This is a genomic window from Stenotrophomonas sp. 2694 (assembly GCF_040548715.1).
Lineage (GTDB): Bacteria > Pseudomonadota > Gammaproteobacteria > Xanthomonadales > Xanthomonadaceae > Stenotrophomonas > Stenotrophomonas indicatrix.
Map to the genome: position 1 here is coordinate 52,326 of NZ_JBEPSG010000011.1, position 21,393 is coordinate 73,718.

A 21,393-nucleotide genomic window follows, 5' to 3' on the forward strand; every position below is an offset into this window, starting at 1 on the left:
GGGGCCGTGCGGCGCTTGCAAATGGACGCCGCCGGCCGCATTCCTGCTGTATCGCGCCTGCCGAGTACCGCCCGCATGACCGACTTCGTTGTTGCCATCCCGGCCCGCTATGCCGCTTCGCGGCTGCCGGGCAAGCCGCTGCGCCTGCTGGGCGGAGAGCCCATGGTGCTGCATGTGGCCCGCCGCGCGCTGCAGGCCGGCGCAGGTGAGGTATGGGTCGCGACCGACGACCAGCGCATTGCCGACGCATTGTCCGGCCTGGCGGAAGTGAAAGTGGCGATGACCGCTGCTTCGCATGCCTCGGGTACCGATCGCCTGGCCGAGTGCGCGCGCATCGCGGGCTGGTCCGATGACACCGTGGTGGTCAACCTGCAGGGCGATGAACCGTTCGCGCCGGCTGCCGGCATCCGCGCCGTGGCCGAGGCACTGGTGGCGGGCAGCGCACCGATGTCGACCCTGGCCACGCCGGTCGAGGATGCCCACACGTTGTTCGACCCCAACGTGGTCAAGCTGGTGCGCAACGTGCGCAACGAGGCCCTGTACTTCAGCCGTGCGCCCATCGCCTGGCATCGCGATGGCTTCGCCCGCAGCCGCGACACCCTGCCCGAAGGCCATCAGTGGCTGCGCCACATCGGCATCTATGGCTACCGTGCCGGTTTCCTGCAGCAGTTCGCCTCGATGCGGCCGGGCACGCTGGAACAGGTGGAATCGCTGGAGCAGTTGCGCGTGCTGGAAGCGGGCTACCCGATTGCCGTGGCGATCTCGCCCGAACCCTTCCCGCCGGGCATCGACACCCCTGAAGATCTGCAGCGCGCCGAAACGCTGCTGCAGGCGATGGCCGCGCGATGAGGCTGCTGGTCGTCTGCCTCGGCAACATCTGCCGCTCGCCGATGGCCGAAGGCGCGCTGCGTGCCCGCCTGGATGCCTCGGCGCTGGCTGGGCGGGTACAGGTCGATTCGGCCGGTACCGGCGACTGGCACGTGGGCCAGCCACCCGACCGGCGTGCCATTGCATGCGCGGCCGGACACGGGGTGGACCTTGGCGGCCTGCGCGCGCGGCAGTTGCAGCGGCAGGACTTCGACGCTTTCGACTGGATCCTGTGCGCCGACGAGGCCAACCTGCGTGACGCCGCACGCCTCGCCACTGCCACCCAGCGCGAGCGCCTGGCGCTGTACCTGCCGTGGTCGGGCGGGCAGGGCGAACGTGCGATTCCCGATCCCTATACCGGTGGCAGCGATCATTTCGAACAGGTCTGGTCGCTGGTCGACGCTGCTGCCGAACGCACCGTGGCACGCCTGTTGCATCACGCCGACTCCGGCATAATCGGGTCATGAACATCCAGCCCGTCCCGGACCTGCCCGAGTTCGCCGCCTGGCTCAATGCCGCGCCCTGCACCCTGACCGAACTGCGTGGCCGGCCGGTCGCGCTGTTGTTCGTCAACGCGGCTTCCGCATGGAGCGCGCAACGGCTGGCCGAGTTCAGCCAGTGGCTGTCACGCCACCCCGGCAAGCTGCAACCTCTGGTGCTGCAGGTGCCGCGCTTCGACTTCGAGCGTGATGCCACGGCTGCGCTGAAACTGCTGCGCCGCCAGGGCCTGACCATGCCGGTGCTGCTTGATGCCGATTGGGATGGCTGGCGCCGCTTCGGCGTCAGCGCCTGGCCGACCATGGTGCTGCTGGACGCGCAGGGTCGCGAACAGCAGCGCTTGATCGGCCAGGGCGTGCCCGGCGAGCTGGAGCGGGCCCTGAATGCCCTCTGCGAGGGTGCGCCGTCAGCCCCTTCGCGTGGCGGCAGCGAGCTGCACCCCGAACCGCGCCAGGCGCTGCGATTCCCGATGGGTCTGGCGGTGAACCAGGAACGGTTGTACATCGCCGACAGCGGCCACCACCGCATCCTGGAATGCAGTCATGGCGGCCGCGTGCTGCGTCAGTTCGGCTTGGGTACCGCCGACTTCATGGACGGCAACCTCGCCGAAGCCGCTTTCCACCGGCCGCAGGCGCTGGCGCTGGAGCGCGAGTCGCTGTACGTGGCCGACACCGGCAATCATGCGGTGCGCCGCATCAACCTGCTGACCGGGCTGGTCGACACCCTGTGCGGCAACGGCCGTCCGGGCGCCCCCGTGGAAGGGCCGGTGACGCAGCCACGGCAGGTGTCGCTGGATCATCCGGTGGGCCTGGCCATCGCCGAAAACCAGCTGCACATCGCCATGGCCGGCGACAACCGCATCTGGAGTTACCACCTCGGCCAGCGCAGCCTGCAGTGGCGCGCCGGCAGCGGCGCCATCGACGAGCGCGATGGCAGTGGCCATCTGGCCGCGTTCGCCCAGCCCACCGCCGTGGCCGTGGTCCAGCAGGTGCTGTACGTGGCCGATGCGCTGGGCTCTTCGATCCGTTCATTGCAGTTGCGCGGTGACCTGGTGCAGACCCTGGTCGGGCAGGGCACCTGGCGTTTCGGCGAGGACGATGGCCCGCGTGCGCAGGCCAGCCTGCAGTTCCCGCAGGCGATCGCATTGAGCCCGGATGCCCCGTTGTTGTGGATCGCCGATACCGGCAATGGCCGCCTGCGCACGTTGCGCCTGGGCGGCGGCGAACTGACCACCCAGCCCTTGCCGCGGCGCCTGCATGGCCCGGCCGGCCTGGCCGTCGGTGCCGGCGCGGTGTGGATCGCCGAAACCGATTCCCACACCGTACTGCGCCTGGACCCTGACAGCGGCGTGCTCAGCGAAGTGCCGATCAGCGAATGACCGTTGTTCCTGTCCCGACCTTCGATGGCAAGGCATTCGCGGCCCAGCTGAGTACCGCCCCGGGCGTGTACCGCATGTACGCGGCCGACGACACGCTGTTGTACGTCGGCAAGGCCCGCGCGCTGCGCAACCGCGTGGGCAGCTATTTCAACGGCAGTCCGAAGAACGCGCGCATCATGTCGATGCTCTCGCAGATCGTGCGCATGGATGTGACCGTAACGCGCTCGGAAGCCGAAGCGCTGCTGCTGGAAAACCAGCTGATCAAGTCGCTGTCGCCGCGCTACAACGTGTCCCTGCGCGACGACAAGACCTATCCGCATGTGCTGCTGACCCGCGAAGACTGGCCGCGCATCGCCCTGCATCGTGGCCCGCGTGCCATTCCCGGGCGCTATTTCGGGCCGTATCCCGGCGTCACCGCAGTGCGCGAGACGCTGAACCTGATGCACAAGCTGTTCAAGCTGCGCAGCTGCGAAGACAGCGTGTTCCGTAACCGCTCGCGGCCCTGCCTGCAGTATCAGATCGGACGCTGCAGCGCGCCGTGCGTGGAACTGGTGCCGGCAGCGGACTACGCCGAGTCGGTGCGCCGCGCGGCGATGTTCCTGGAAGGCAAGAGCGATGAGCTGACCCGGGAGCTCGGCGAGCAGATGCAGTTGGCCAGCGAAGCGCTGGAATTCGAGCAGGCCGCGCGACTGCGCGATCTGATTACTTCATTGCGCAGCATGCAGACCCGCCAGTACGTGGACGGCCGCGCGGCCGACCTCGACGTACTGGCGGTGGCCATGCAGGGCTCGCAGGCCTGCGTGATGCTGCTGGCCTTCCGTGATGGCCGCAACCTGGGCACCCGCCCGTTCTTTCCCCGCACCAACGGCGAGGAAAGCCCGGATGAAGTGCTGGCGGCCTTTGTCTCGCAGTACTACATCGAATTCGAGCCGCCGCGCGAGATCCTGCTTGACCGCGAAATTCCCGATGCCGATCTGATCGGTTCTGCGCTGTCGGCCTCGGCCGAGCGCAAGGTGCAGTTGAAATGGAACGTCCGCGGCGAGCGCGCCGGCTACCTGGAACTGGCCAGCCGCAACGCACAGTTGACCCTGGCCACCGAGATCAACAGCCGCACCGCGCAGCACGCGCGCAGCGAAGCGCTGCGGGTGATGCTGGGGCTGGCCGAACCGGTAAAGCGGGTGGAGTGCTTCGATATCAGCCACACCATGGGCGAAGCCACCGTGGCCTCCTGTGTGGTGTTCGATGCGGCCGGCCCGGTGCGCGCGCAGTACCGCCGCTTCAACATCAGTGGCATCGAGCCGGGCGATGACTACGCCGCGATGCGCCAGGCGATCGACCGCCGCTTCCGCCGCGCGGTGGAGGAGCAGGGCGTGCTGCCGGATGTGCTGCTGATCGACGGTGGCGCCGGCCAGCTTGCACAGGCCCAGGCGGCGTTGGCCGATCTGGGCGTGGAAGACGTGCTGCTGGTGGGTGTGGCCAAAGGCGTGGAACGCCGTGCCGGGCACGAAGCGCTGGTGATGCCCGATGGCCGCGAACTGCGCCCGGGTGCGGCCGATCCCGCCCTGCAGTTCATCCAGCAGGTGCGCGATGAAGCGCACCGCTTCGCCATCACCGGCCATCGCGGGCGCCGGCAGAAGGCCCGGATGACCAGCAAACTGGAAGACATCCCCGGCATCGGGCCGCGACGGCGCGCCAGCCTGCTGAAGCATTTTGGCGGTCTGGTCGGCCTGAAAGCAGCCGGAGAAGCGGAAATTGCCAAGGTCGAAGGCATCAATGACGCCCTCGCAGCGCGCATCTACGCTAACCTGCACGGGTTGGCCGCGCCGGATCCGGCCGAGTAGAGAGAGAATAAAGCCGCATGACGTTGACCCTGCCCACCTGGCTGACCCTGTTGCGGATCGTGATGATCCCGGTGCTGGTGCTGGTGTTCTACCTGCCCTACACCTGGACCAACTTCGCATCGGCGGCGATCTTCGGCCTGGCCGCGATCACCGACTGGCTCGATGGCTGGATCGCGCGTCGTTACGGCCTGGAGTCGGCGTTCGGCGCCTTCCTCGACCCGGTGGCGGACAAGCTGATGGTGGCGGTGGCCCTGTTCCTCATCGTGCAGGGTCATCCGACCCCGTGGATGGCGTTCTGGGCGGCGGTGATCGTCGGCCGCGAGATCGCGGTGTCGGCGCTGCGCGAGTGGATGGCCGAACTCGGCCAGCGTGCCAAGGTGCGGGTGGCGATGATCGGCAAGGTCAAGACCACCGCGCAGATGGTCGCGCTGCTGTGCCTGCTGTATTCGGTGGCGCCGAACGTTCCGGTCGACGACATCTGGATGGGCCCGCCGGTATTCCATATCGGTGACTGGACCCTGGCCATTGCCGCGGTGCTGACCCTGTGGTCGGGCCTGCAGTACCTGCACGCCGCCTGGCCCAGCCTGCGTGACGACGAGCGCGCCGCGCGCGAGCGTTCGCGGCAGAAGAAGCTGGGCAACTGAGCACCGGGGTCGGATCCCTTTCCGCAGGAAAGGGCTCTGACCCCATCGCTGCCATCATCCACGCATGGCGTGGATCTACTGGGCATGCGTGCCCTGTGTGGGGCTTCGCGGGATCCCTCATCCACGCATGGCGTGGATCGCCTGGAATGTGGCCTGCGGTAGATCCACGCCATGCGTGGATGACGCATTCCATGACCTCTCGATCTGCCTGAAAAAAAGGCCTTGACGCGTTGCGCAGAACAGGTAGAATTTCGCCTCCCAAGCGGGAATAGCTCAGTTGGTAGAGCGCAACCTTGCCAAGGTTGAGGTCGCGAGTTCGAGTCTCGTTTCCCGCTCCAGATTCAAGAAAAACGCTCCCGAAAGGGGGCGTTTTTCGTTTGGCCGGAGCGGCTTCATCCCCACTTCACCGCCACTCCATCGCCTCACCATCTGCCGATCCCACGCTGTACTCCCGGATCCAGCAAGGTGATGCCGCGATGCCTCACACTCCCCCTGCCAACGACTACGACGTGGTCATCGTCGGCGCCAGCTTTGGTGGTGCCGCCTGCGCACTTGCCGCCGCTCAGTACGGCCTGCGCGTCTGCGTGCTCGAGCGCAAGGCCGACCCTGGCGAACGCCTGCACACCACCGGTATCGTGGTGAAGGAGGCGATGGAACAGACCTGGCTGGGGCGCATGCCCGATCATCTCGTGCAACGCGTCGCACGCGTGCGCCTGTATGCGCCGAACCTGCACAACGTGCTGCTGACCGCACCGGGTTACTACTTCCTCATCACCGATACGCCGAACCTGATGCGCTGGCTGGCCAGCGAACTGCGCGCCAGTGGCGTGGACCTGCGGCTGCAGCAGTCGTTCACCGACGCCTGCCGCGACGGCGACGCGTGGCAGGTTGAAGGGGTGGGGCGCACGGCCTATCTGGTCGGCGCTGATGGCGCACGATCACGTGTTGCCCAGCGTACCGGCCTGGGCCAGGTGCGCGACAATCTGTATGGCGTCGAGCGCGAGTTTGCCGGCGTGCAGCTGCCGCAAGGCGATGCCTTGCACTGCTTTGTCAGCCGCCGGTTCGCACCCGGCTACATCGGCTGGGCCGCGCAGAATCCCACCGGCGTGCAGGTGGGATTGGCGCTGCGGCATGATCCCGCACATGCACGCGCGCCGGATATCGAGGGATTCCTTGAACACGTGCGCGACGTTGTGGGACTTCCGCACTCGGCCCAGGTTGCCGGCACCCGCGCGGGCCTGGTGCCCTGCGGGTTGCCGGATGGCCCGATCACTGCGCCGGGCGTGATCCTGACCGGTGATGCGGCAGGTGTCGTCTCGCCGCTGTCGGCCGGCGGCATCCACTCGTCATGGCGGCATGGCTGGGCGGTCGGTGATGCGATCGGGTTGCACCGGCGCGGCAAGGGGCCGGCCGCAGAGCAGGTGGCGCGTCAGGCCGCCCCCACCTTTCACCGCAAGCGCATGCTGCGCTGGGCAATGGACCACCTGCAGCGGGACTGGCCAGTCAATGCGCTGCTGCGTACCGGCCCGATGCGCCGCCTGGCCGAGCAGATCTACTTCCATCGGCGGGGCGTGCGGATGTGATCCTGAAGCTGAACGCTGCTTCATGAGGGGGCAGCAGAATCCTGTTGACGCCGTGCAGCAATCCCGACACAATAGCGCTCCTTCGACGCAGGTCGAACGGAATCTGCGGGAATAGCTCAGTTGGTAGAGCGCAACCTTGCCAAGGTTGAGGTCGCGAGTTCGAGTCTCGTTTCCCGCTCCAGATTCAGAAAAACGCTCCCGCAAGGGGGCGTTTTTCGTTTGCGCACCGGCAAGGGATTGCGATTGCGATTGCGATTGCGCTAGCGCGGGCTGCCTCGGCCCGCACCGCACCAGGTTCGCACGTCCGCACGATCGAAGCCGGCGCAGGCGTTCTTCCGCGTGATGTACAGATACGGGGCGTCGGCCTGGTAGGTGAAGTGGTAGTAGTAGTTCCGGTCCTGGCCGTACAACCAGTAGTTCGACGAGCCCTCGTTGATCACGTAGGGCTCGAAGGAAAAGATCGACGACTGCGCGGGAATGAAGTTGCTGCGGTCCATCAGCAGCATGGCCGCGTTCGACGCCAACGGAGTGGTCAGGCAGATCGCCGTCGTGCCCACGATGAGCACAGTCGCGGAGATGCCGAGCGTGCGGCGAAGGGCGGATTTCAAGCGTATTGCCTGCCAGTGGAAGCGTTCAGGACACTGTGCCGCAGCGCCCGCGGACAGTCCAGCGTTCAGCTTGGCGGCGCCGATGAAAGGCTGTGGAAAGGCCGAGGGTTCGCAATGCATGCACCGCACACGCGCTGTAACGCACCTCCGACCGATTCTCCATGTCCACTCCACAATCGCGGCGTAGCCTCCTCGGCTTCTCTCTCCACGAAGGCGGGCGGGTGGCCAGTCGCATCACTTTCCCGGCAGCGTTCGCGCGCAGGTATGCCGTCGTCCCACGCATCGTCCTGGGTACCTGGGCGCTGCTGACCAGCATGATGCTGGTGGGCTGCATGTCGGTGCCGGTTCCCGATCTGCCTGATCGCGTACCAGCAGTGTGGAGTCAGACCGCGGCAGGGCAGGGCGTAGCGGTCGATGCGCGGCAGTGGTGGAAGGTGCTGGCCGATGCGCGCTTGAACGCGCTGGTGGAAGAGGCCGTTGCCGGCAATCTGGACCTGCGCCAGGCCACCCTGCGGTTGCAGGCGGTACGCCTGATGTCGGGCACCTCCGATGCGCGCTTCCGTCCGGAAATCTCCGCCAGTGCCAAGCAGGTGCAGGACGCCGCCGCGGTCGACACCTATTTCCACGCAGGCGTCGAAGCGATCTGGGATCTTGGCCTGTTCGGCGCAGCGGAGAGTGCCCGTCTAGGCGCGCAGGCGGCCAACGGAAATGCCGAAGCACTGCGCGATGCGGCACAGGTGGCGGTCATCGCTGATGTGGTGCGCAGCTACCTGGATCTTTCCGTCGCGCAGGCGCAGGTGGATCTGCTGGGCAGGCAGCAGGCCGTTGACGCACGTGGCGAGCAACTGGGCCTGGTGCGGCAGCGCCTGCATCTGGACGAGCCCGGTGAACTGGATCGCCTGCGCGCGCGGCGGGCGGCCACGCGCGCGGCCATTGCACAGGCGAATGAAAACGCGGGCAACGCCTCGCGCGCGTTGGCGCTGCTGCTGGGTCGCGATGGTCCGGATCCGGCCTGGAATGCCTACCGCACGCCACCGCAGTTGAGCGCCTTCACCCTGCAGCAGGTGCCGGCCGATCTGCTGCGCCATCGCCCGCAGATCCTGCTGGCCGAGGCCGATGTGCTGCAGGCTGCCGCCGAAAAGGGCAGTGCGCGCGCGTCGATGTTCCCGAAACTGAGTCTGGGCGGTTCCATCCTGTACGCCTACAACCTGACCCAGAACGCTCGCTCCAACTCTGATTCCAGCCCATCGATCGGTCCCTACATCGATATCCCTCTGTGGGATTGGGGCCAACGTCGCGCGCGCTATCAATCCGACGACAAGCAGCTGGATGCAGCCTTGCTGGGGTATCGCAAGGCAGTGCTGCAGGGCGTGGCGGAAGTGGAGGGTGCACTGGGCAGCCTGGCCCGCCAGGACAGCAGCATCCAGTCGCTGCAGGTGGCCGACGAAGCAGCCCGGCAGCAGGTCGTACGACAGGCCCGGCAGGTGCAGCTTGGTCTTTCCAGTGAGTTCGACGGGTTGGAAACCCAGCGTGCCGCGCTGTCCGCGCAGGCCGACCTGATCGGCGCGCAGGGTGCTCGCGTACTTGCATTCGCGTCGCTCTATCGCGCAGTGGGCGGTGCTCCCTTGCCAGCCGAGCCTGAAGGCGACGCGCAATGATCGCGCTTGCCCGCAAGACCCTGGTTTACGAGTGGCGCCGTTTCCTGCCGGTAGTGCTGGCCATGTGTTTCGCCGGCGTGCTGCTGATCGTGCAGGCGGCGCTGGTGCTGGGCATCTTCGGCACCGCCGCGATCTACGTGAAGGCGTCCAGCGCCGATGTCTGGGCGGGCTTTGCCGGCACGCAGAGCGTGAACTACGGTCATGCGATCAGTGCGGATGTAGAGAATCGCCTGCGGATGGACCCGGATGTCACCCGCGTCGAACCCTACGAGTGGGTCGATGGCGAGTGGCGCTCCAGCGCACAGGGTGCCGGCAACGTGTCGGTCTATCTGTCCGGCATCTCCACGGCAGGCGACGCGATGATGTTCTCGCACATCCTGTCGCCCGATCTGCGTGCCCGGTTGCGCGAACCCGGTGCGGTGATCGTCGACAGCGCGGACCTGGATACGCTGGGCGTCGATCTGCACCGCAACCGCGCGTGGATCAATGGCAAGGCCGTGCGTGTGGTTGCCGCGCAACCTGGCCTGCGTGGCCTTGGCGGCGTCAACGTGCTGGCGTCTTTGGATACCGCGCGTGCCATCGCCGGAACCGATCCGCATGAAGGCAGCACCTATTTCGTGGCGGGCACGCGCTCACCGGAGCTGGCCGCGCGCGTGCGCGATCGCCTCAGTGCATCGACGGGCCGCGCCACACCCGTCGAGTTCTGGACAGCGCCGGAGTTCGCCAGTCGTTCGCAGCAGTACTGGCTGTTCGATACCGGCGCCGGCATCGCAGTGCTGTTCATGGCGGTCATTGTCTGCTTCGTCGGCGCGGTGATCACCAACCAGTCATTTGCCGCAGTGGTGGCCGGGTCGGTTCGCGAGTACGCCACCCTCAATGCGCTCGGCGCAGGTCGCTACGCGCTGGCCCGTGTGGTGTTCGAACAGGCCGTGCTGATCGGTGGTGTCGGCATGCTGCTGGCCGCAGCCTTCAGCGCGGTGGTGCTGATGGCCGCGCAGACCCAGCGCGTACCGGTACAGCTCACGCCGATGGTGGTTCTTGGCTGCGTGGCGCTGGTCGCGGTGATGGCCATGCTGTCGAGCATCATGGCGGTGCGCAGCGTCGTCCGTTCCGATCCATCGCTGCTGTTGCGTTGAGGGGCCACCGATGACGAATGCTCCCATCGCAATCCCGACCCTGCGTGCCGACGCGCTCGAAAAGGGCTTCGTGTCCGGCGATGTGCATGTGCCCGTGCTGCGTGGCCTGTCGCTGGACATCTATCCCGGCGAATTGACCTTGGTATCGGGCCCCTCCGGGTGCGGCAAGAGCACGCTGCTGTCGCTGATGTCCGGGCTCTCAACGCCTGATGGCGGTCGCGTGCATGCGCTTGGCCAGGACGTCAGCCACATGACCCGCAGCGAGGTGGAGCGCTTCCGTCTGCACCACGTCGGTTTCGTGTTCCAGGGCTTCAACCTGTTCCCGGCGCTGACGGCGCTGGAGCAGGTGCAGCTGCCGTTGGGCTATCGCGGCATGCGCAACCGCGACAGCGAACCGTTGGCGCTGCAGGCGCTGGACGAAGTCGGCCTCTCGCACCGCAGCCACATGCGCCCGGCACAGCTGTCCGGCGGCGAGAAGCAGCGCGTAGCCGTCGCCCGTGCGTTCGCCAAGTCACCAACGCTGATCTTCGCCGACGAACCCACCAGCGCACTGGACGCCGAGAACGGCCAGCGCGTGATCGACATCCTGCACCGCTATGCACGCGCGCATCAGGCCACGGTGTTGTGTGTAAGCCACGATCCACGCCTGATCCGCCACGCGGATCGGGTGATCGCCATGGAAGACGGCACGGTCCGCGATGACCGCCGCCAGAACGAAACCGTAGAGCCCAGCCCATGACCAGAATGCCGCCGTTGTTCTCCCTCAGCTTCTCCTTGGGCGCGGCATTGCTGCTGGGTGCCTGCAGCAAGGATGCACCCGTACCCGCGCAGCCGACCGCTGCCACGGCCGCCAGCGCGGACAACGTCGCCGTCGCGCGCGGCATCATCGATGTGGAAGGCGGGCTGATTGCACTGGTGCCAGCGATGGATGGCGCCGTCAGCACCGCGCCGGTGAAGGAAGGAGCGGTGGTGCGCAAGGGCGATGTCCTGCTCACCCTGGATGGCGCACTGCTTGAACAGGAGGTGGGCATGGCCAATGCCGATCTCGCGCTGGCCACCGATCGGCTGAAGGGCAGCCAGGCGCAGCTGCGCGAACTGGAGCGCAACGCCACCCGCCTCGCCACCGGCGCCAGTGAAGGCGTGTCGTCCAGCCAGCAGGCCGACGCAGCCAGGCAGCAGCTGGCCGGCGTCCGCGCCGATGTGGATGTGGCCGGAGCGCAGGTCGACCTGGCCCAGCACAAGCTGGAGCACGCCAGGCTCAAGCTGCGACAGATGTCGCTGACCGCACCGGACGCCGGCACCGTGGTCGGCCAGGTACCGGGCGTGGGTGCGTTCGTGCAGGCCGGCAAGCCGGCGATGTCACTGTTGCCGGCTCGACCGTTGCAGGTGCGTGCCGAGCTGAGTGCGGCCTACGCCGATGCCGTGCAGGTTGGCATGCGTGCGACGGTGGTGATCGATAGCGATGGTGCAGAGGGCAAGCCACTGCCGGTGGCACGTGTGGTCCGCATCAGCCCGGTGTTCGCGCAGGCACGATTGCCCGAAGACGCAGGGCGCGGCGTGGCCAAGGTGGTGGAGTGCGTGCTGGAATTCGAGAGCGCCGCCAAGGCGCGCGTCGGCCAGCATGTGCGGGTGGAGTTCCACAGGTAGGGGCGTGCTTCGCTAGGGGTGTGCGCGTCGGGTCTGTTTCCCGGTCAACGCCCGCCACGTACTGGCCAGCGACAACATACACAGCGCCAGCAGCAATCCCACATCCAGAAGCAGCAGCCACAGCAGGTGCATTCCCTGCACCGGCGCCTGGTGCAGGGCGGCGGCCAGCCACGGGAACGACCAGGCCAGCAGCAGCACCAGGGCGATCAGCAGCCGCAACCACACGCGCCCTGGTTTCCAGGGACGCACGATCAGCACGGTGACCACCAGTTCCGCTCCGGCCAGTACAGCGAACTGGATGACCGCGCCGGTGGGGTAGGGCAGGGTTGCGCCTTCGAAGTGGCGCAGCATCCAGTAGTCCGGGGTGAAGCCTGCATTGATCAGTGCAGCAATCACCGCAAGCCAGGCCAGGGCGACAAGGCTCCAGCACAGGCGGGCGAAACGAGGTCTCGTGGGCGGGTTCATCGGTGCTGCGGACTGTTGACGGCGTGAAGGAATTTGGACACAATAGCGCTCCTTCGACGCAGGTCGGAGATTCTGCGGGAATAGCTCAGTTGGTAGAGCGCAACCTTGCCAAGGTTGAGGTCGCGAGTTCGAGTCTCGTTTCCCGCTCCAGATTGCACAGGGCCCCGGTTGGGGCCTTGTTTTTCTCCCGCCACGGCAAGGCGGGGCACGTTGAGCCACAAGGCTCTTCGCGCAGTCAGAAAAGTGAAAACTGTTGTGAAATGGCTGGTGTGTGTCCCGGGCTTCCGGTACCATACGGCTTATGCGGGAATAGCTCAGTTGGTAGAGCGCAACCTTGCCAAGGTTGAGGTCGCGAGTTCGAGTCTCGTTTCCCGCTCCATGTTCCGACAGGCCCCATCGCGGGGTTTTGTCATGTCAGGGGCGTCGTTCCTGATCGCAGTACGTTGGCCTCATGGCAGAGTGGCTATGCACCGGATTGCAAATCCGTTTACAGCGGTTCGATTCCGCTTGAGGCCTCCAATTGAAAAGCCCTGACTCCGGTCAGGGCTTTTTTCTTTGTGCGGACCCCTGGCGCCAGCAGGGGTACCAAACTGCACATGCGACCCGGCGGGACCGGCTGCTAACGTCGCCGCACTTCTCTTCAGCGGTGGTGACTGCAGTGCGGAACCTGGCCATCCAGCAGGCGGTGTACGTTCCCCTCGGCGCCATGCTGGCGCTGATCGCTTTTGCATTCACCGTGCCCGGCTACCACCCGCTCTCCCAGCATCTCAGCGAGCTGGGCCTGATGCCGGGGCTGCCAGCCAAGGCGGTGCAGGTCGGCGCGGTGGTCAGTGGCTCGGCAATCATCGTCTTCAGCCTTGCGTTGCTCGCACAAAGCCGCCGTTTCGCGCTCACGGTGCTCACCTCCACCCTGTTCGGGGTGTCCATGGTCAGCAATGGCGTCTTCACCACGGGCAGCCCGCTGCATGGCCTCTATGGCATCGGCATCTTCTCGATCCTGACCCCGCTGCTGTTCCTGGCTGAGCTGGGCCCTGCTGCGTCGACGCGGATGGCCTGGATTGCGCGTGCCATCTCGCTGCTGGGGATGGCCTATCTGTGGCTGATGCTTTCCGGATTCGACCCGGAGCCCTATCGCGGCCTCACCCAGCGCATCGCGCTGCTGCCGGCGTTCGGCTGGTACACCTTCGCTGCGCTGGAGCTGCGTCGATCCCGCGTCTGAATCAGCGGCTTCTTCAACCCCTGGTTCGCAGTGCGCAGCCAAGGGTTCAGGCAGGCAATGGCAAAGGATCGTCAGCGCGGAAATTGCGCGCCACCGGCGTGGTGGTGCCCACATAGTGGCGGAACAGGTAGATCAACGGTGCCCAGCGCTGCACGTCGATGTGCTGGGTTCCGGCAACGGTGATCGCCTCGTGCGCATGCACCCGGCAGATCCGTCCTTCGACGATCATGAAGCCCTGATCCTGCGTTCCGCTGGGCCGATGCGAGGCGAGCAGCGTGACCTCCACCTGCAGCGGGCATTCGGCAATCGCCGGCGGTGCCACCTGCACCGAATCGACGCGGCTGAAGCCGCCCAGTGCGAACTTGTCAGGCACATGCACGTACCCCATGGCGCGCTTCGACTCCGGCACGGGGTTACGAGCAGTGGCGCGGGCGATGGCTTCAACCTGCGCCGCCTGCGTGGCATCTGCGAAGTTCAGTACGCATTCGCCGCGTGCCAGAAGGTTGCTGCAGCCTTGGCCCTGTTCGCCGATACCGAGCACCACGCGGTCGCCCAGCGCCCAGAATGATGAAAGCGGACTGATGTTCGCACTGCCGTCTTCATTCAACGTGGTCATCAGCACCACCGGTGTTCCCGGGTAGAGCACGGAGGGGGTGATGCAGCGGCGCTGGAAGTCTTCCGGTGGCATGCCTGAGCTCGTGGGGTGCGGGCGATGACTGTGCCCTGTGCAGGGGCGCGCATGCTTCGATCCGGGTCGAACGATGCGCGGAAAGCGGCATGCCACAATGCGGCCATGGTCCAGACGTCCCGCTCCTTCATCCATGTCGGCACGCTGGTCGGTGACCACGCACGAGCGGCCATGCTGTTGACGTTGATGGATGGCCGGGCGCACACGGCGTCCGAGCTGGCCGGCGTGGCTGGCATCTCGCCGCAGACGGCAAGCAGTCATCTACGGCGGTTGCTCGACGGCGGCATCCTGGCCGTGGAGGTGCAGGGACGCCACCGCTATCACCGGATTGCCTCGACCGAGGTCGCCGACATGCTGGAAGGCATCCTGCGTTTCAGCGATCAACGGCCACCGCTTTCTCCACGAGCGGTACGAGTTGATGCCGGCTTCCGCCGGGCGCGCACCTGCTACCGGCACCTGGCGGGTGAATACGCTGTCGCCATCTGTGACCACCTGCTGAGCACCGGGGCGATCTCCACGGCTGCAGACCATTGGCAGATGACGTCCCATGGCGCCTCCATCCTGCGCGCCGTGGGGCAGCCGCTGGAAGCGTTGATCGCGCGATCGCCACAGGTGACGCCCGCGCGATACTGCCGCGGCTGCCTGGACTGCACCTCGCGGCGCCCGCACATGGCCGGCATGGTGGGTGAAGCACTGCTGGAGAGTTTCCTGCAGAACCACTGGCTGCGTCGCCTCGCGGGGCGGCGCGACCTGCAGGTCACACCTGCCGGGCAGGAGGCATTCCGCAGGCTGTTCGACGTACACGCCTGAGGCCCGCCGCGCGCCGCTGGCAGTCTCAGCCGGCCACGACATTGCGACGGGGTATGGTCGGAGTCCTGGTCTTCGGGAGCAGCAATGGCAGGCAAGGACATGAGGGGCCGCATGCACGATGCGGCTGGTCGGCAATGAGCAGGTCAACCGCAGATGTGCGCTGGCTTACTTTCCGGCTGAAGAACGGGCAGTCCATCGGCCCCGATCAACTGAAGGATGGCTGGGTCGTCGCCTCGGAGAGCCGTCATTGTGATGTGCGCCGGGAGAGTATCGAGGGCGCTGGCGTGGTCTATGCCCTGTATGGCCCGCCGGATCTTCCGTCTCCGCGCCGCGCCGAACTGCGCATGCGCGACTTCCTCATGCGCTCCGGCTACACCTTCACCATGGGTACGCTCGGCCACTGATGCGGTCGGCTGCTCAGAAGGGAGCCGCGGCTGCCTTCAACGCCTCGACCACCTGTGAATCCGCAAAGCCGCAGTGGCCTTCGCCCGCCGCAGGCAGTACGCGCGGCAATGGCGTGGCGCCAGCGTGCTCGGCCAGTTGCGGATACACCGCCTGCATGCGCGGCACGATGCTCGGGTCGTTGTTGTTGAACTGGATCACCAGCGGTCGCTTGAGCGCGCCGGTCAACGCCAGCTTTTCGCGCACGTATCGCCGTGCCGGCGCAGCAGGTGCCAGCCGCTGCACGCCCGCGTTGAACGCCTTGTCGTCACCGAATCCGCGGTAGACGGTCGTAACGTTGCCGACCGGCATGCCGCCGGCGCGCGTGGCCAGTTCGTGCAGGATCATCGCGTGCAGGCTGATCGTGCCCGGCAATGCCTCCATGCTCACCTGCAGCCGTGCAGCCAGTTGCGCAGCGACGGCCGGCTGGCTCTGAAGCGCGGCGGCGATGCCTTGATAGAGCTCCATCTGCGGCAGTGCCGCAGCTTCTGCCGATGCCAGGCCCTGCCGGGGCAGCCCCTTGGGCTCGGGGAAGAAATAGTCGAACGCCACCAGGGTGGTCAGCAGGTCATTGGCCAGTTGTTCGCCAGGTAGGTTGGCCCCGCACAGCGACACGCCACCAGCGTAGTGCCGTGGCAGGCGTTCGAGGGTGGCGATGGCCACCGCACCGCCCATCGAAAAGCCGAGAATCCAGGTGCGACGCACGTCCTTCAATTCGGACACTGCGTGGGCGCGCAGGCGTTCCATGTCCACGATCGCATCTGACACCGCCCAGCCCTGGCTGGCATAGGCGCTCTGCGCCACGGCATAGCCCGCTGCAAGCAGGCTGGCGGTGCTGTCGTTGGCCGGCATCGGTGATGGCTGCGGCACGCCGACCGGTTCATAGCCATGCGCCAGCATCACCAGTTCGCCGTTCCAGCCGGCGGGCACGTCCAGGCGCCAGCGCGCGCCCTGCAGCTCACCGCTGGAGGTGCGTGGCGGGGCGGGCGGCGCGGCGGCCTGCGACACGTGCGGAAGCAGCAGGACCAGTGCCAGGACCAGCCGGTGGAAGGTTCGCATCATGGTCTTTGCCCTGGCCGGTGCGGTCTGCGCGGAAGGTGCCGCCTGTATAGCGCTGCCCCAGCACGGTGGCTAGCCCCTGACGCAATGCAACCGAATTCGATACGATCTGCCGTATCTTCTCCCTTCCATTTGATCTGGGGTCCCGCCATGGTCGATCGCCTCGCCATCCTGCTCGAACGCTTCGCGGTCACCGCCTCGGTGTTCCATGCCGGCGCGCTGTGCGGCATCAACAGCCTGGAGGCCGAAGGCGACGCCGGCCAGCTGCACCTGGTGCGGCGCGGTCCGTTGCAGGTCAGTCATGGCACGCAGACGGTGCAGGTCGACGTTCCCAGCCTGCTGCTGTATCCGCGCCCGCTGCCACACCGCTTCCACACCGATCCACAGCATGGCGCGGACATGGCCTGCGCCAATCTCCATTTCGAGGGCGGCAGGCTCAACCCGATCAGTGCCGCGCTGCCCGATTTCATCTGCCTGCCGTTGGCCGAACTGTATGGCGGCCATGCCGCCCTGGAGCTGCTGTTCGAGGAGGCATTCGAGCAGCGCTGCGGTCGCACGGTGATGGTCAACCGCCTGTTCGAGGTGGTGATGATCCAGGTGCTGCGGCAGTTGATGGAGGGGGGCGAGATGCGCGGCGGCCTGTTCGCCGGGCTTGGCCATCCACGGCTGCGGTTGGCGCTGGTGGCCATGCACGAGGCACCCGCCCAGGCCTGGACGCTGGAAGATCTGGCCGACGTTGCAGGCATGTCGCGCAGCGTGTTCGCCGCCAGTTTCCGCGAGGCCATGGGTACCACGCCCGGGCAGTATCTGCAGGGCTGGCGGGTAGGCCTGGCACAGCAGGCGTTGCGGCAAGGGCGACCGTTGAAACGGATCGCCGACGAGGTTGGCTATGGCAGCGAGGCCGCGTTGTCGCGGGCGTTCAAGGCACACACCGGGCAATCGCCACGGCAGTGGCGCGGACAAGCGCGCGCTGCTGCCGGCTGACTGTTACCCCAGCGCGAGCCGGGTCAGCTTCATGCCGGCGAACAGCCCGGCCAGGCCCAGGGCTACCGAACCGCCGGCGTACAGTGCGGCCAGGCCATGCTGGCCCCGCTGCAGCAGCAGGCCGGTTTCCAGCGAGAAGGTGGAGAACGTGGTGTAGCCACCAAGAATGCCGGTGGCCAGCAGCAGGCGCAGTTGCGGCGAAGCGCCATTGCGCAGCGCAAACGCCTCCACCACCACGCCCATCAGCACGGCGCCGCTGATGTTGACCAGGAACGTCGACCAGGGCCAGGTGCTGCCGGCGGCCACGCGGGCGCCGATCAGATTGCAGGCATGGCGCAGGCAGGCGCCGACACCGCCGCCCAGGAATACCAGCACATAGTTGTTGAACGTCTGCATTGCTTGCCTCGAGTGCGTGTTCGCAGGTTCGACGGCGGACGCAATGGCGGGCACGGCCTGCCATCGACGAACGCCGGGTTCGTCTCAGCAGGAGCCATCAGCCATCTCAGGCGGTTATCGGGGGAGCCCCATCCCCATCGACGGCCATGCTACCAGCCCGCGATGGGTCAGGGCAGGGCAGTCATCACCACGCGTGCGACCTTGCCGCGGCTGACGCCCTCCATCAGCAGGTCATGAGCCATCAACCCCAGCGTGGCCTCGCGACGGTAGCCCACCTCAAGTCCGCGCTCGTCAAGGATGTGGGCGACCAGCTCATAGGCCGCTTGCCAGACATCCAGATGGGCTTCGCTGGGCATGTGCATGTAGGCCGTGCCGCGCTCGCCGACTCCCCGTCCCAGCGGGCCGAACAGCAGCTCCCGTGGGTCCAGCTTCACCGCATCGGCAATGCGGAACAGCTGTTCGGCTTTCACGTGGTTGGCCTTGACGTGGTCGTTGAGCCAGTTGCTGACCGTCGCCGTCGTCGTTTCGGCGGCACGCGCCAGGTCGGCCGGGCGTGCATGCCCGGCGTCCTTCATGGCGACCGCGAGTCGTTGTCCAAGAGTATTCATCTATGCAAGCCAGCTTAACGCGTGGAAGCGAAAGAGGCCTTGGCGCAAGAATAAGTTTGATGATGAAAGGGATCGAAAATGGACGAATTCTGGAGCAAGCGGCAGGTCCGCACGCGGCTGGGCTTTTCCACCGACGCAGAGCTCGCCAGGTTGTTTGGAATCAGCAGATCCGCTGTCTCGCAATGGCCCAGAGGCTTTCCCATCCCGCCGCTCAGGCGCTACATCCTGCAGCAGCGATACCCTGCGTTGTTCCCGATGGATGATGACTCGCACGATGAAACCGCATGAGATGCGTCGATGGTTGTCGCAGACAAGCCGCCAAGATCGATTTGCTAAGTATGCTTAGCAACATAGACAGAATCGATCGACGTGTCCCCAGCGGTGGTCCGATCTGTGATGGCTACCCGGGTTCGCCGGCTGTCTTTGTCGACATCGGCACGGACGTTTCTGATCCCGGTCGCTACGGCCTTTCATGAACGATTAATAATTTCAATCGCGAAAGTCGCGGCCTATAATTGACGTGTCGTGAAATCTATGACTAATTGGCATCAACCGGCTGTGAAGGCCGGGAGTCTTTCAGTAGCTCGCAAGTGAATCGGTCGACCGTCAACGATGCAGAACAAGTCCAACGGAGGTCGTATGGAATACGGCATGCATGGCTTGGCTGAACGGGTACGCCGCGAACTGGAAGCCAGTTATCACAAACACGGATGCGGTCCGGCGTTCTGGGATACCTACCAGCAGGTGCTTGATCGTCTGGTTCCGCAGGGGACCGGGCGAACCGATGTCACCAATGAAATGGCGCTGATCATCGAACAACTGGGCATCGTCCGCCGCGCCCAGTTGGTACCGCCGCGCCCGGGCGATCCGGGCTGATTCAGAGCAGGCGCCAAGCGCCGCACACCAGCAGCGCCAGCAGCAACGAAGCCAGGGCCGTGGTGCGGGGGCGCCACCACCGGCGCGGCTGGCCTGCCATCACCTGCGGGCTGCAGTAGCGCACCAGGCTTGGGCCGAAACCGGCCTGATGCTGCTGCTGCGTGCACGCTTCCAGGCAGGCACCGCAGGCCAGGCAGTCGGCCTGTGGGCCATGGCGGATGTCCAGCTGCATCGGGCACGCGCGCACGCAGGCCATGCAATCGAGGCAGTCGCCCAGCCGATCCGCGCTGAAGGTGGGCATCGGTCCGGCCAGCAGCGGATGCGCGGCACGGAAGACATAGTCCTGCGCGGTGGTCGGATCGAGCAGGCCGCGACCGCGGCCGAGCACGCCGCCCAATGCCGGCGGGCGGGCGCCGCGCGGCTCGCCGCGGCGGGGGTCATACAACATGCGCGGGGTGTGCGGGTCGGTCAGCAACGGCTGCATGCGCGCGAACGGACAGAGTGATCGGCACACCTGCTCGCGCAGGAACCCCGCATTGCCCCACGTGGCGCCGGAATAGAACAGCACCCAGAAGGTCTCCCAGCCACTCCATGCGCCATCGAACGCGCCGGTGACCAGTTCGCGGATCGGGCTGAACAGCCCGACGAACGTGATCCCGGTCCACAGCGACAGCAGCAACCAGGCCAGCTGGGTGGCCGGCCGCGCCAGCTTCGCCGGCATCACGCGGGCCAATGCCTGCGCGATTCCGTCGAACGCTCGTGTCCATAGCGTCTGCGGGCAGGCATGTCCGCACCACACGCGACCAGCCAAGTGGGTGAGCAGGGCCAGACCCACCGCCATCACCGCCAGCAGCCCCAGCAACACACCGATGTCATCCGGCCACAGGGTCCAGGCGAACAGGTCGAAGCGGCGCGCGTTGAGGTCCAGCAGCAGGGCCTGCCGTCCATCCCACTGCAGCCACGGCAGCGCATGGAACAGGACCAGCAACGCAAGGCCCAGGGTGCGGCGCCAACGCCATGCGCGCAGGGGCGAGGATGCGGTGATGCTCATCCCAGTGGCAGCTCCTCATCCTCTTCGTTCGGCATCGGCCGCAGCAGGTAGCCGGTCACCGCGCTGGAAAGTGCGGTGACCGCCCAGAACATGAAGAAACCTGCGGTGTAGCCCAGCTCACGGCTGATGGCCGTACCCGGGAAGCTGATCGCCTGCAGCCGCAGTGGATCGACGAAGGCGAAGAACACCACGCAGGCCAGGCCGGCGGCGATGAAGCTGGGCCACAGGACTGCACCCCAATGCTGGATACGCCGCTGGCGGCTGGAAGTCGGTGTGTTCATGCGGGTTCGGGTTGAAGAAGAGGGCGGCGCGTATACTTCGCCGTGGTTGGCGCAGCATCCGCAGGGCATGCTTCCTGCAAGCGTGCCAGCCTAGGTGCGCCGCAGTGCGCTGACATTGATCTGGATCAACAGCGGTGGTGGCGGCATGCGGCACACTGCCGATCCGCACTTGGTGCCCTGATGAACGCAACGCCCACGACTGCCCTTCCCATTGCTTCGCCAGAGTTGTGCAGCGAGGAGGAAGTGACCCGGTTGGTCCACGATTTCTATGCGCGCGTGCGTGAAGAGGAGCGTCTGGGGCCGGTATTCGAAGGGCATGTGCGCGACTGGCCGGAACACCTGGCCCAGCTCGTCGATTTCTGGTCGGCGATGCTGCGCGGGACCCGCAGGTTCAAGGGCTCGCCGATGTCCAAGCACATGGCCATCGATCTGGAAAAGGATCTGTTCGACCGCTGGCTGGTGCTGTTCCACATCACCACGGCCGAATGCAACAACCCGCCCATGCAGGCGCTGGCCGACGATGTGGCCGCCCGCATCGCCGACACCTTCTGGCGCCGCTACCAGATGCTGCGCTGGCCGCAGGTCATGCTGCCGGTGCTGGGCGTGCCCACCAAGGATTGATCTGGGTCAAGGCGTACCGCCAGGGTTGGGGCGA

Annotated in this window: 25 protein-coding genes, 5 tRNA genes and 1 riboswitch; of the genes, 22 read left to right on the top strand and 8 right to left on the bottom strand. The window is 66.4% G+C overall.

What is annotated here, in order from left to right; translation table 11 throughout:
- Window positions 1-75 precede the first annotated feature (75 nt).
- The 8 genes from kdsB (at window position 76) to ABIA73_RS14075 (ending at window position 6,992) form a co-directional block, all read left to right on the top strand.
- A complete protein-coding gene (kdsB, locus tag ABIA73_RS14040) occupies window positions 76-849 on the top strand; it encodes a 3-deoxy-manno-octulosonate cytidylyltransferase (protein WP_025875212.1) in 774 nt (257 codons plus the stop codon).
- Window positions 846-1,334: a low molecular weight protein-tyrosine-phosphatase gene (locus tag ABIA73_RS14045; protein ID WP_025875211.1), complete on the top strand. Its 489-nt coding sequence runs from the start codon at window positions 846-848 to the stop codon at window positions 1,332-1,334. The genes kdsB and ABIA73_RS14045 overlap by 4 nt, the downstream gene beginning before the upstream one ends.
- Entirely contained in the window at window positions 1,331-2,743 is a 1,413-nt protein-coding gene (locus ABIA73_RS14050; RefSeq protein WP_032975725.1) for a nhl repeat protein, read from the top strand. The genes ABIA73_RS14045 and ABIA73_RS14050 overlap by 4 nt, the downstream gene beginning before the upstream one ends.
- On the top strand, window positions 2,740-4,584 hold the full coding sequence (gene uvrC / locus ABIA73_RS14055) for an excinuclease ABC subunit UvrC (RefSeq protein ID WP_354275938.1): 1,845 nt from the start codon (window positions 2,740-2,742) through the stop codon (window positions 4,582-4,584). Before ABIA73_RS14050 ends, uvrC begins: the two co-directional genes overlap by 4 nt.
- A gap of 17 nt (window positions 4,585-4,601) precedes the next feature.
- Complete coding sequence (pgsA, locus tag ABIA73_RS14060; RefSeq protein ID WP_025875200.1) at window positions 4,602-5,228, top strand: CDP-diacylglycerol--glycerol-3-phosphate 3-phosphatidyltransferase; 627 nt, start codon at window positions 4,602-4,604, stop codon at window positions 5,226-5,228.
- Between the two features lie 262 nt (window positions 5,229-5,490).
- A tRNA-Gly gene (locus ABIA73_RS14065) sits at window positions 5,491-5,566 on the top strand.
- A 138-nt stretch (window positions 5,567-5,704) separates the two neighbouring features.
- Window positions 5,705-6,811, top strand: a complete 1,107-nt coding sequence (locus tag ABIA73_RS14070; protein WP_354275939.1) for an NAD(P)/FAD-dependent oxidoreductase — start codon at window positions 5,705-5,707, stop codon at window positions 6,809-6,811.
- Between the two features lie 105 nt (window positions 6,812-6,916).
- Window positions 6,917-6,992: transfer RNA gene (locus tag ABIA73_RS14075), tRNA-Gly, on the top strand.
- Window positions 6,993-7,071: 79 nt separating this feature from the next.
- Here the strand turns inward: ABIA73_RS14075 and ABIA73_RS14080 are convergent.
- Entirely contained in the window at window positions 7,072-7,419 is a 348-nt protein-coding gene (locus ABIA73_RS14080; RefSeq protein WP_354275940.1) for a hypothetical protein, read from the bottom strand.
- 161 nt (window positions 7,420-7,580) lie between these two features.
- Between ABIA73_RS14080 and ABIA73_RS14085 the strand changes: the two genes are divergently transcribed.
- The 4 genes from ABIA73_RS14085 to ABIA73_RS14100 are packed head-to-tail and all read left to right on the top strand — an operon-like array spanning window position 7,581 to window position 11,860.
- Window positions 7,581-9,077, top strand: a complete 1,497-nt coding sequence (locus ABIA73_RS14085; RefSeq protein ID WP_502960551.1) for a TolC family protein — start codon at window positions 7,581-7,583, stop codon at window positions 9,075-9,077.
- Window positions 9,074-10,213 (top strand): ABC transporter permease, encoded by a 1,140-nt coding sequence (locus ABIA73_RS14090; RefSeq protein WP_354275941.1) that lies wholly within the window; start codon window positions 9,074-9,076, stop codon window positions 10,211-10,213. The genes ABIA73_RS14085 and ABIA73_RS14090 overlap by 4 nt, the downstream gene beginning before the upstream one ends.
- Window positions 10,214-10,223: 10 nt before the next feature.
- Entirely contained in the window at window positions 10,224-10,952 is a 729-nt protein-coding gene (locus ABIA73_RS14095) for an ABC transporter ATP-binding protein (RefSeq protein ID WP_354275942.1), read from the top strand.
- A complete protein-coding gene (locus ABIA73_RS14100) occupies window positions 10,949-11,860 on the top strand; it encodes an HlyD family secretion protein (protein ID WP_025875188.1) in 912 nt (303 codons plus the stop codon). The genes ABIA73_RS14095 and ABIA73_RS14100 overlap by 4 nt, the downstream gene beginning before the upstream one ends.
- Window positions 11,861-11,872: 12 nt before the next feature.
- Here the strand turns inward: ABIA73_RS14100 and ABIA73_RS14105 are convergent, their stop codons facing one another.
- Window positions 11,873-12,325, bottom strand: a complete 453-nt coding sequence (locus ABIA73_RS14105) for a hypothetical protein (RefSeq protein ID WP_025875186.1) — start codon at window positions 12,323-12,325, stop codon at window positions 11,873-11,875.
- Window positions 12,326-12,399: 74 nt separating this feature from the next.
- Here ABIA73_RS14105 and ABIA73_RS14110 point away from each other — a divergent pair.
- The 4 genes from ABIA73_RS14110 to ABIA73_RS14125 all read left to right on the top strand — a co-directional run bounded on the left by ABIA73_RS14110 (window position 12,400) and on the right by ABIA73_RS14125 (window position 13,544).
- Window positions 12,400-12,475 (top strand) — tRNA-Gly (locus tag ABIA73_RS14110).
- A 153-nt stretch (window positions 12,476-12,628) separates the two neighbouring features.
- A tRNA-Gly gene (locus ABIA73_RS14115) sits at window positions 12,629-12,704 on the top strand.
- A 66-nt stretch (window positions 12,705-12,770) separates the two neighbouring features.
- Window positions 12,771-12,844 (top strand) — tRNA-Cys (locus ABIA73_RS14120).
- Between the two features lie 139 nt (window positions 12,845-12,983).
- Window positions 12,984-13,544, top strand: a complete 561-nt coding sequence (locus ABIA73_RS14125; RefSeq protein ID WP_354275943.1) for a DUF998 domain-containing protein — start codon at window positions 12,984-12,986, stop codon at window positions 13,542-13,544.
- A 46-nt stretch (window positions 13,545-13,590) separates the two neighbouring features.
- On the opposite strand, the gene ABIA73_RS14130 is transcribed toward ABIA73_RS14125, so the two are convergent.
- A complete protein-coding gene (locus ABIA73_RS14130) occupies window positions 13,591-14,232 on the bottom strand; it encodes a flavin reductase family protein (RefSeq protein ID WP_354275944.1) in 642 nt (213 codons plus the stop codon).
- 105 nt (window positions 14,233-14,337) lie between these two features.
- Here ABIA73_RS14130 and ABIA73_RS14135 point away from each other — a divergent pair, with 105 nt between their 5' ends.
- Window positions 14,338-15,042 carry an ArsR/SmtB family transcription factor gene (locus ABIA73_RS14135; RefSeq protein ID WP_354275945.1) on the top strand — a complete coding sequence of 235 codons (705 nt, stop codon included), beginning with the start codon at window positions 14,338-14,340 and terminating at the stop codon, window positions 15,040-15,042.
- A 134-nt stretch (window positions 15,043-15,176) separates the two neighbouring features.
- Window positions 15,177-15,446: a hypothetical protein gene (locus ABIA73_RS14140; RefSeq protein ID WP_025875177.1), complete on the top strand. Its 270-nt coding sequence runs from the start codon at window positions 15,177-15,179 to the stop codon at window positions 15,444-15,446.
- A gap of 13 nt (window positions 15,447-15,459) precedes the next feature.
- Here the strand turns inward: ABIA73_RS14140 and ABIA73_RS14145 are convergent, their stop codons facing one another.
- A complete protein-coding gene (locus ABIA73_RS14145; RefSeq protein WP_354275951.1) occupies window positions 15,460-16,542 on the bottom strand; it encodes an alpha/beta hydrolase family protein in 1,083 nt (360 codons plus the stop codon).
- 150 nt (window positions 16,543-16,692) lie between these two features.
- On the opposite strand from ABIA73_RS14145, the gene ABIA73_RS14150 reads away from it, so the two are divergent.
- Window positions 16,693-17,526: an AraC family transcriptional regulator gene (locus tag ABIA73_RS14150; protein ID WP_032976490.1), complete on the top strand. Its 834-nt coding sequence runs from the start codon at window positions 16,693-16,695 to the stop codon at window positions 17,524-17,526.
- A 3-nt stretch (window positions 17,527-17,529) separates the two neighbouring features.
- On the opposite strand, the gene crcB is transcribed toward ABIA73_RS14150, so the two are convergent.
- Window positions 17,530-17,922 carry a fluoride efflux transporter CrcB gene (gene crcB, locus ABIA73_RS14155; RefSeq protein WP_025875171.1) on the bottom strand — a complete coding sequence of 131 codons (393 nt, stop codon included), beginning with the start codon at window positions 17,920-17,922 and terminating at the stop codon, window positions 17,530-17,532.
- Window positions 17,923-18,003: 81 nt separating this feature from the next.
- Window positions 18,004-18,067, bottom strand: a riboswitch (Fluoride riboswitch).
- 22 nt (window positions 18,068-18,089) lie between these two features.
- Window positions 18,090-18,530, bottom strand: coding sequence for a helix-turn-helix domain-containing protein (locus ABIA73_RS14160; RefSeq protein WP_223485056.1), 441 nt, complete (start codon window positions 18,528-18,530; stop codon window positions 18,090-18,092).
- Between the two features lie 78 nt (window positions 18,531-18,608).
- Between ABIA73_RS14160 and ABIA73_RS14165 the strand changes: the two genes are divergently transcribed.
- Together ABIA73_RS14165 and ABIA73_RS14170 are read left to right on the top strand one after the other, a co-directional pair.
- Entirely contained in the window at window positions 18,609-18,818 is a 210-nt protein-coding gene (locus tag ABIA73_RS14165; protein ID WP_025875167.1) for a helix-turn-helix domain-containing protein, read from the top strand.
- 351 nt (window positions 18,819-19,169) lie between these two features.
- Window positions 19,170-19,406, top strand: a complete 237-nt coding sequence (locus ABIA73_RS14170) for a hypothetical protein (RefSeq protein ID WP_025875165.1) — start codon at window positions 19,170-19,172, stop codon at window positions 19,404-19,406.
- A gap of 1 nt (window position 19,407) precedes the next feature.
- Here ABIA73_RS14170 and ABIA73_RS14175 read toward each other — a convergent pair whose 3' ends face one another.
- On the bottom strand, window positions 19,408-20,457 hold the full coding sequence (locus tag ABIA73_RS14175) for a 4Fe-4S dicluster domain-containing protein (protein WP_354275946.1): 1,050 nt from the start codon (window positions 20,455-20,457) through the stop codon (window positions 19,408-19,410).
- A complete protein-coding gene (locus ABIA73_RS14180; protein WP_032976492.1) occupies window positions 20,454-20,738 on the bottom strand; it encodes a hypothetical protein in 285 nt (94 codons plus the stop codon). The genes ABIA73_RS14175 and ABIA73_RS14180 overlap by 4 nt, the downstream gene beginning before the upstream one ends.
- Before the next feature lie 180 nt (window positions 20,739-20,918).
- On the opposite strand from ABIA73_RS14180, the gene ABIA73_RS14185 reads away from it, so the two are divergent.
- Window positions 20,919-21,359, top strand: coding sequence for a group III truncated hemoglobin (locus tag ABIA73_RS14185; RefSeq protein ID WP_032976493.1), 441 nt, complete (start codon window positions 20,919-20,921; stop codon window positions 21,357-21,359).
- Window positions 21,360-21,393 lie beyond the last annotated feature (34 nt).

What these genes read in the sequence shown, in the direction of transcription:
- ABIA73_RS14185 (WP_032976493.1), top strand. Translation starts at nt 20,919, where the DNA reads ATGAACGCAACGCCCACGACTGCCCTTCCCATTGCTTCGCCAGAGTTG.
- ABIA73_RS14150 (WP_032976490.1), top strand. Translation starts at nt 16,693, where the DNA reads ATGGTCGATCGCCTCGCCATCCTGCTCGAACGCTTCGCGGTCACCGCC.
- ABIA73_RS14105 (WP_025875186.1), bottom strand. Translation starts at nt 12,325, where the DNA reads ATGAACCCGCCCACGAGACCTCGTTTCGCCCGCCTGTGCTGGAGCCTT.
- ABIA73_RS14070 (WP_354275939.1), top strand. Translation starts at nt 5,705, where the DNA reads ATGCCTCACACTCCCCCTGCCAACGACTACGACGTGGTCATCGTCGGC.
- ABIA73_RS14050 (WP_032975725.1), top strand. Translation starts at nt 1,331, where the DNA reads ATGAACATCCAGCCCGTCCCGGACCTGCCCGAGTTCGCCGCCTGGCTC.
- kdsB (WP_025875212.1), top strand. Translation starts at nt 76, where the DNA reads ATGACCGACTTCGTTGTTGCCATCCCGGCCCGCTATGCCGCTTCGCGG.
- crcB (WP_025875171.1), bottom strand. Translation starts at nt 17,922, where the DNA reads ATGCAGACGTTCAACAACTATGTGCTGGTATTCCTGGGCGGCGGTGTC.
- ABIA73_RS14145 (WP_354275951.1), bottom strand. Translation starts at nt 16,542, where the DNA reads ATGCGAACCTTCCACCGGCTGGTCCTGGCACTGGTCCTGCTGCTTCCG.
- ABIA73_RS14130 (WP_354275944.1), bottom strand. Translation starts at nt 14,232, where the DNA reads ATGCCACCGGAAGACTTCCAGCGCCGCTGCATCACCCCCTCCGTGCTC.
- pgsA (WP_025875200.1), top strand. Translation starts at nt 4,602, where the DNA reads ATGACGTTGACCCTGCCCACCTGGCTGACCCTGTTGCGGATCGTGATG.
- ABIA73_RS14175 (WP_354275946.1), bottom strand. Translation starts at nt 20,457, where the DNA reads ATGAGCATCACCGCATCCTCGCCCCTGCGCGCATGGCGTTGGCGCCGC.
- ABIA73_RS14085 (WP_502960551.1), top strand. Translation starts at nt 7,581, where the DNA reads ATGTCCACTCCACAATCGCGGCGTAGCCTCCTCGGCTTCTCTCTCCAC.
- ABIA73_RS14160 (WP_223485056.1), bottom strand. Translation starts at nt 18,530, where the DNA reads ATGAATACTCTTGGACAACGACTCGCGGTCGCCATGAAGGACGCCGGG.
- ABIA73_RS14045 (WP_025875211.1), top strand. Translation starts at nt 846, where the DNA reads ATGAGGCTGCTGGTCGTCTGCCTCGGCAACATCTGCCGCTCGCCGATG.
- uvrC (WP_354275938.1), top strand. Translation starts at nt 2,740, where the DNA reads ATGACCGTTGTTCCTGTCCCGACCTTCGATGGCAAGGCATTCGCGGCC.
- ABIA73_RS14090 (WP_354275941.1), top strand. Translation starts at nt 9,074, where the DNA reads ATGATCGCGCTTGCCCGCAAGACCCTGGTTTACGAGTGGCGCCGTTTC.
- ABIA73_RS14095 (WP_354275942.1), top strand. Translation starts at nt 10,224, where the DNA reads ATGACGAATGCTCCCATCGCAATCCCGACCCTGCGTGCCGACGCGCTC.
- ABIA73_RS14100 (WP_025875188.1), top strand. Translation starts at nt 10,949, where the DNA reads ATGACCAGAATGCCGCCGTTGTTCTCCCTCAGCTTCTCCTTGGGCGCG.
- ABIA73_RS14170 (WP_025875165.1), top strand. Translation starts at nt 19,170, where the DNA reads ATGGAATACGGCATGCATGGCTTGGCTGAACGGGTACGCCGCGAACTG.
- ABIA73_RS14135 (WP_354275945.1), top strand. Translation starts at nt 14,338, where the DNA reads ATGGTCCAGACGTCCCGCTCCTTCATCCATGTCGGCACGCTGGTCGGT.
- ABIA73_RS14165 (WP_025875167.1), top strand. Translation starts at nt 18,609, where the DNA reads ATGGACGAATTCTGGAGCAAGCGGCAGGTCCGCACGCGGCTGGGCTTT.
- ABIA73_RS14140 (WP_025875177.1), top strand. Translation starts at nt 15,177, where the DNA reads ATGAGCAGGTCAACCGCAGATGTGCGCTGGCTTACTTTCCGGCTGAAG.
- ABIA73_RS14180 (WP_032976492.1), bottom strand. Translation starts at nt 20,738, where the DNA reads ATGAACACACCGACTTCCAGCCGCCAGCGGCGTATCCAGCATTGGGGT.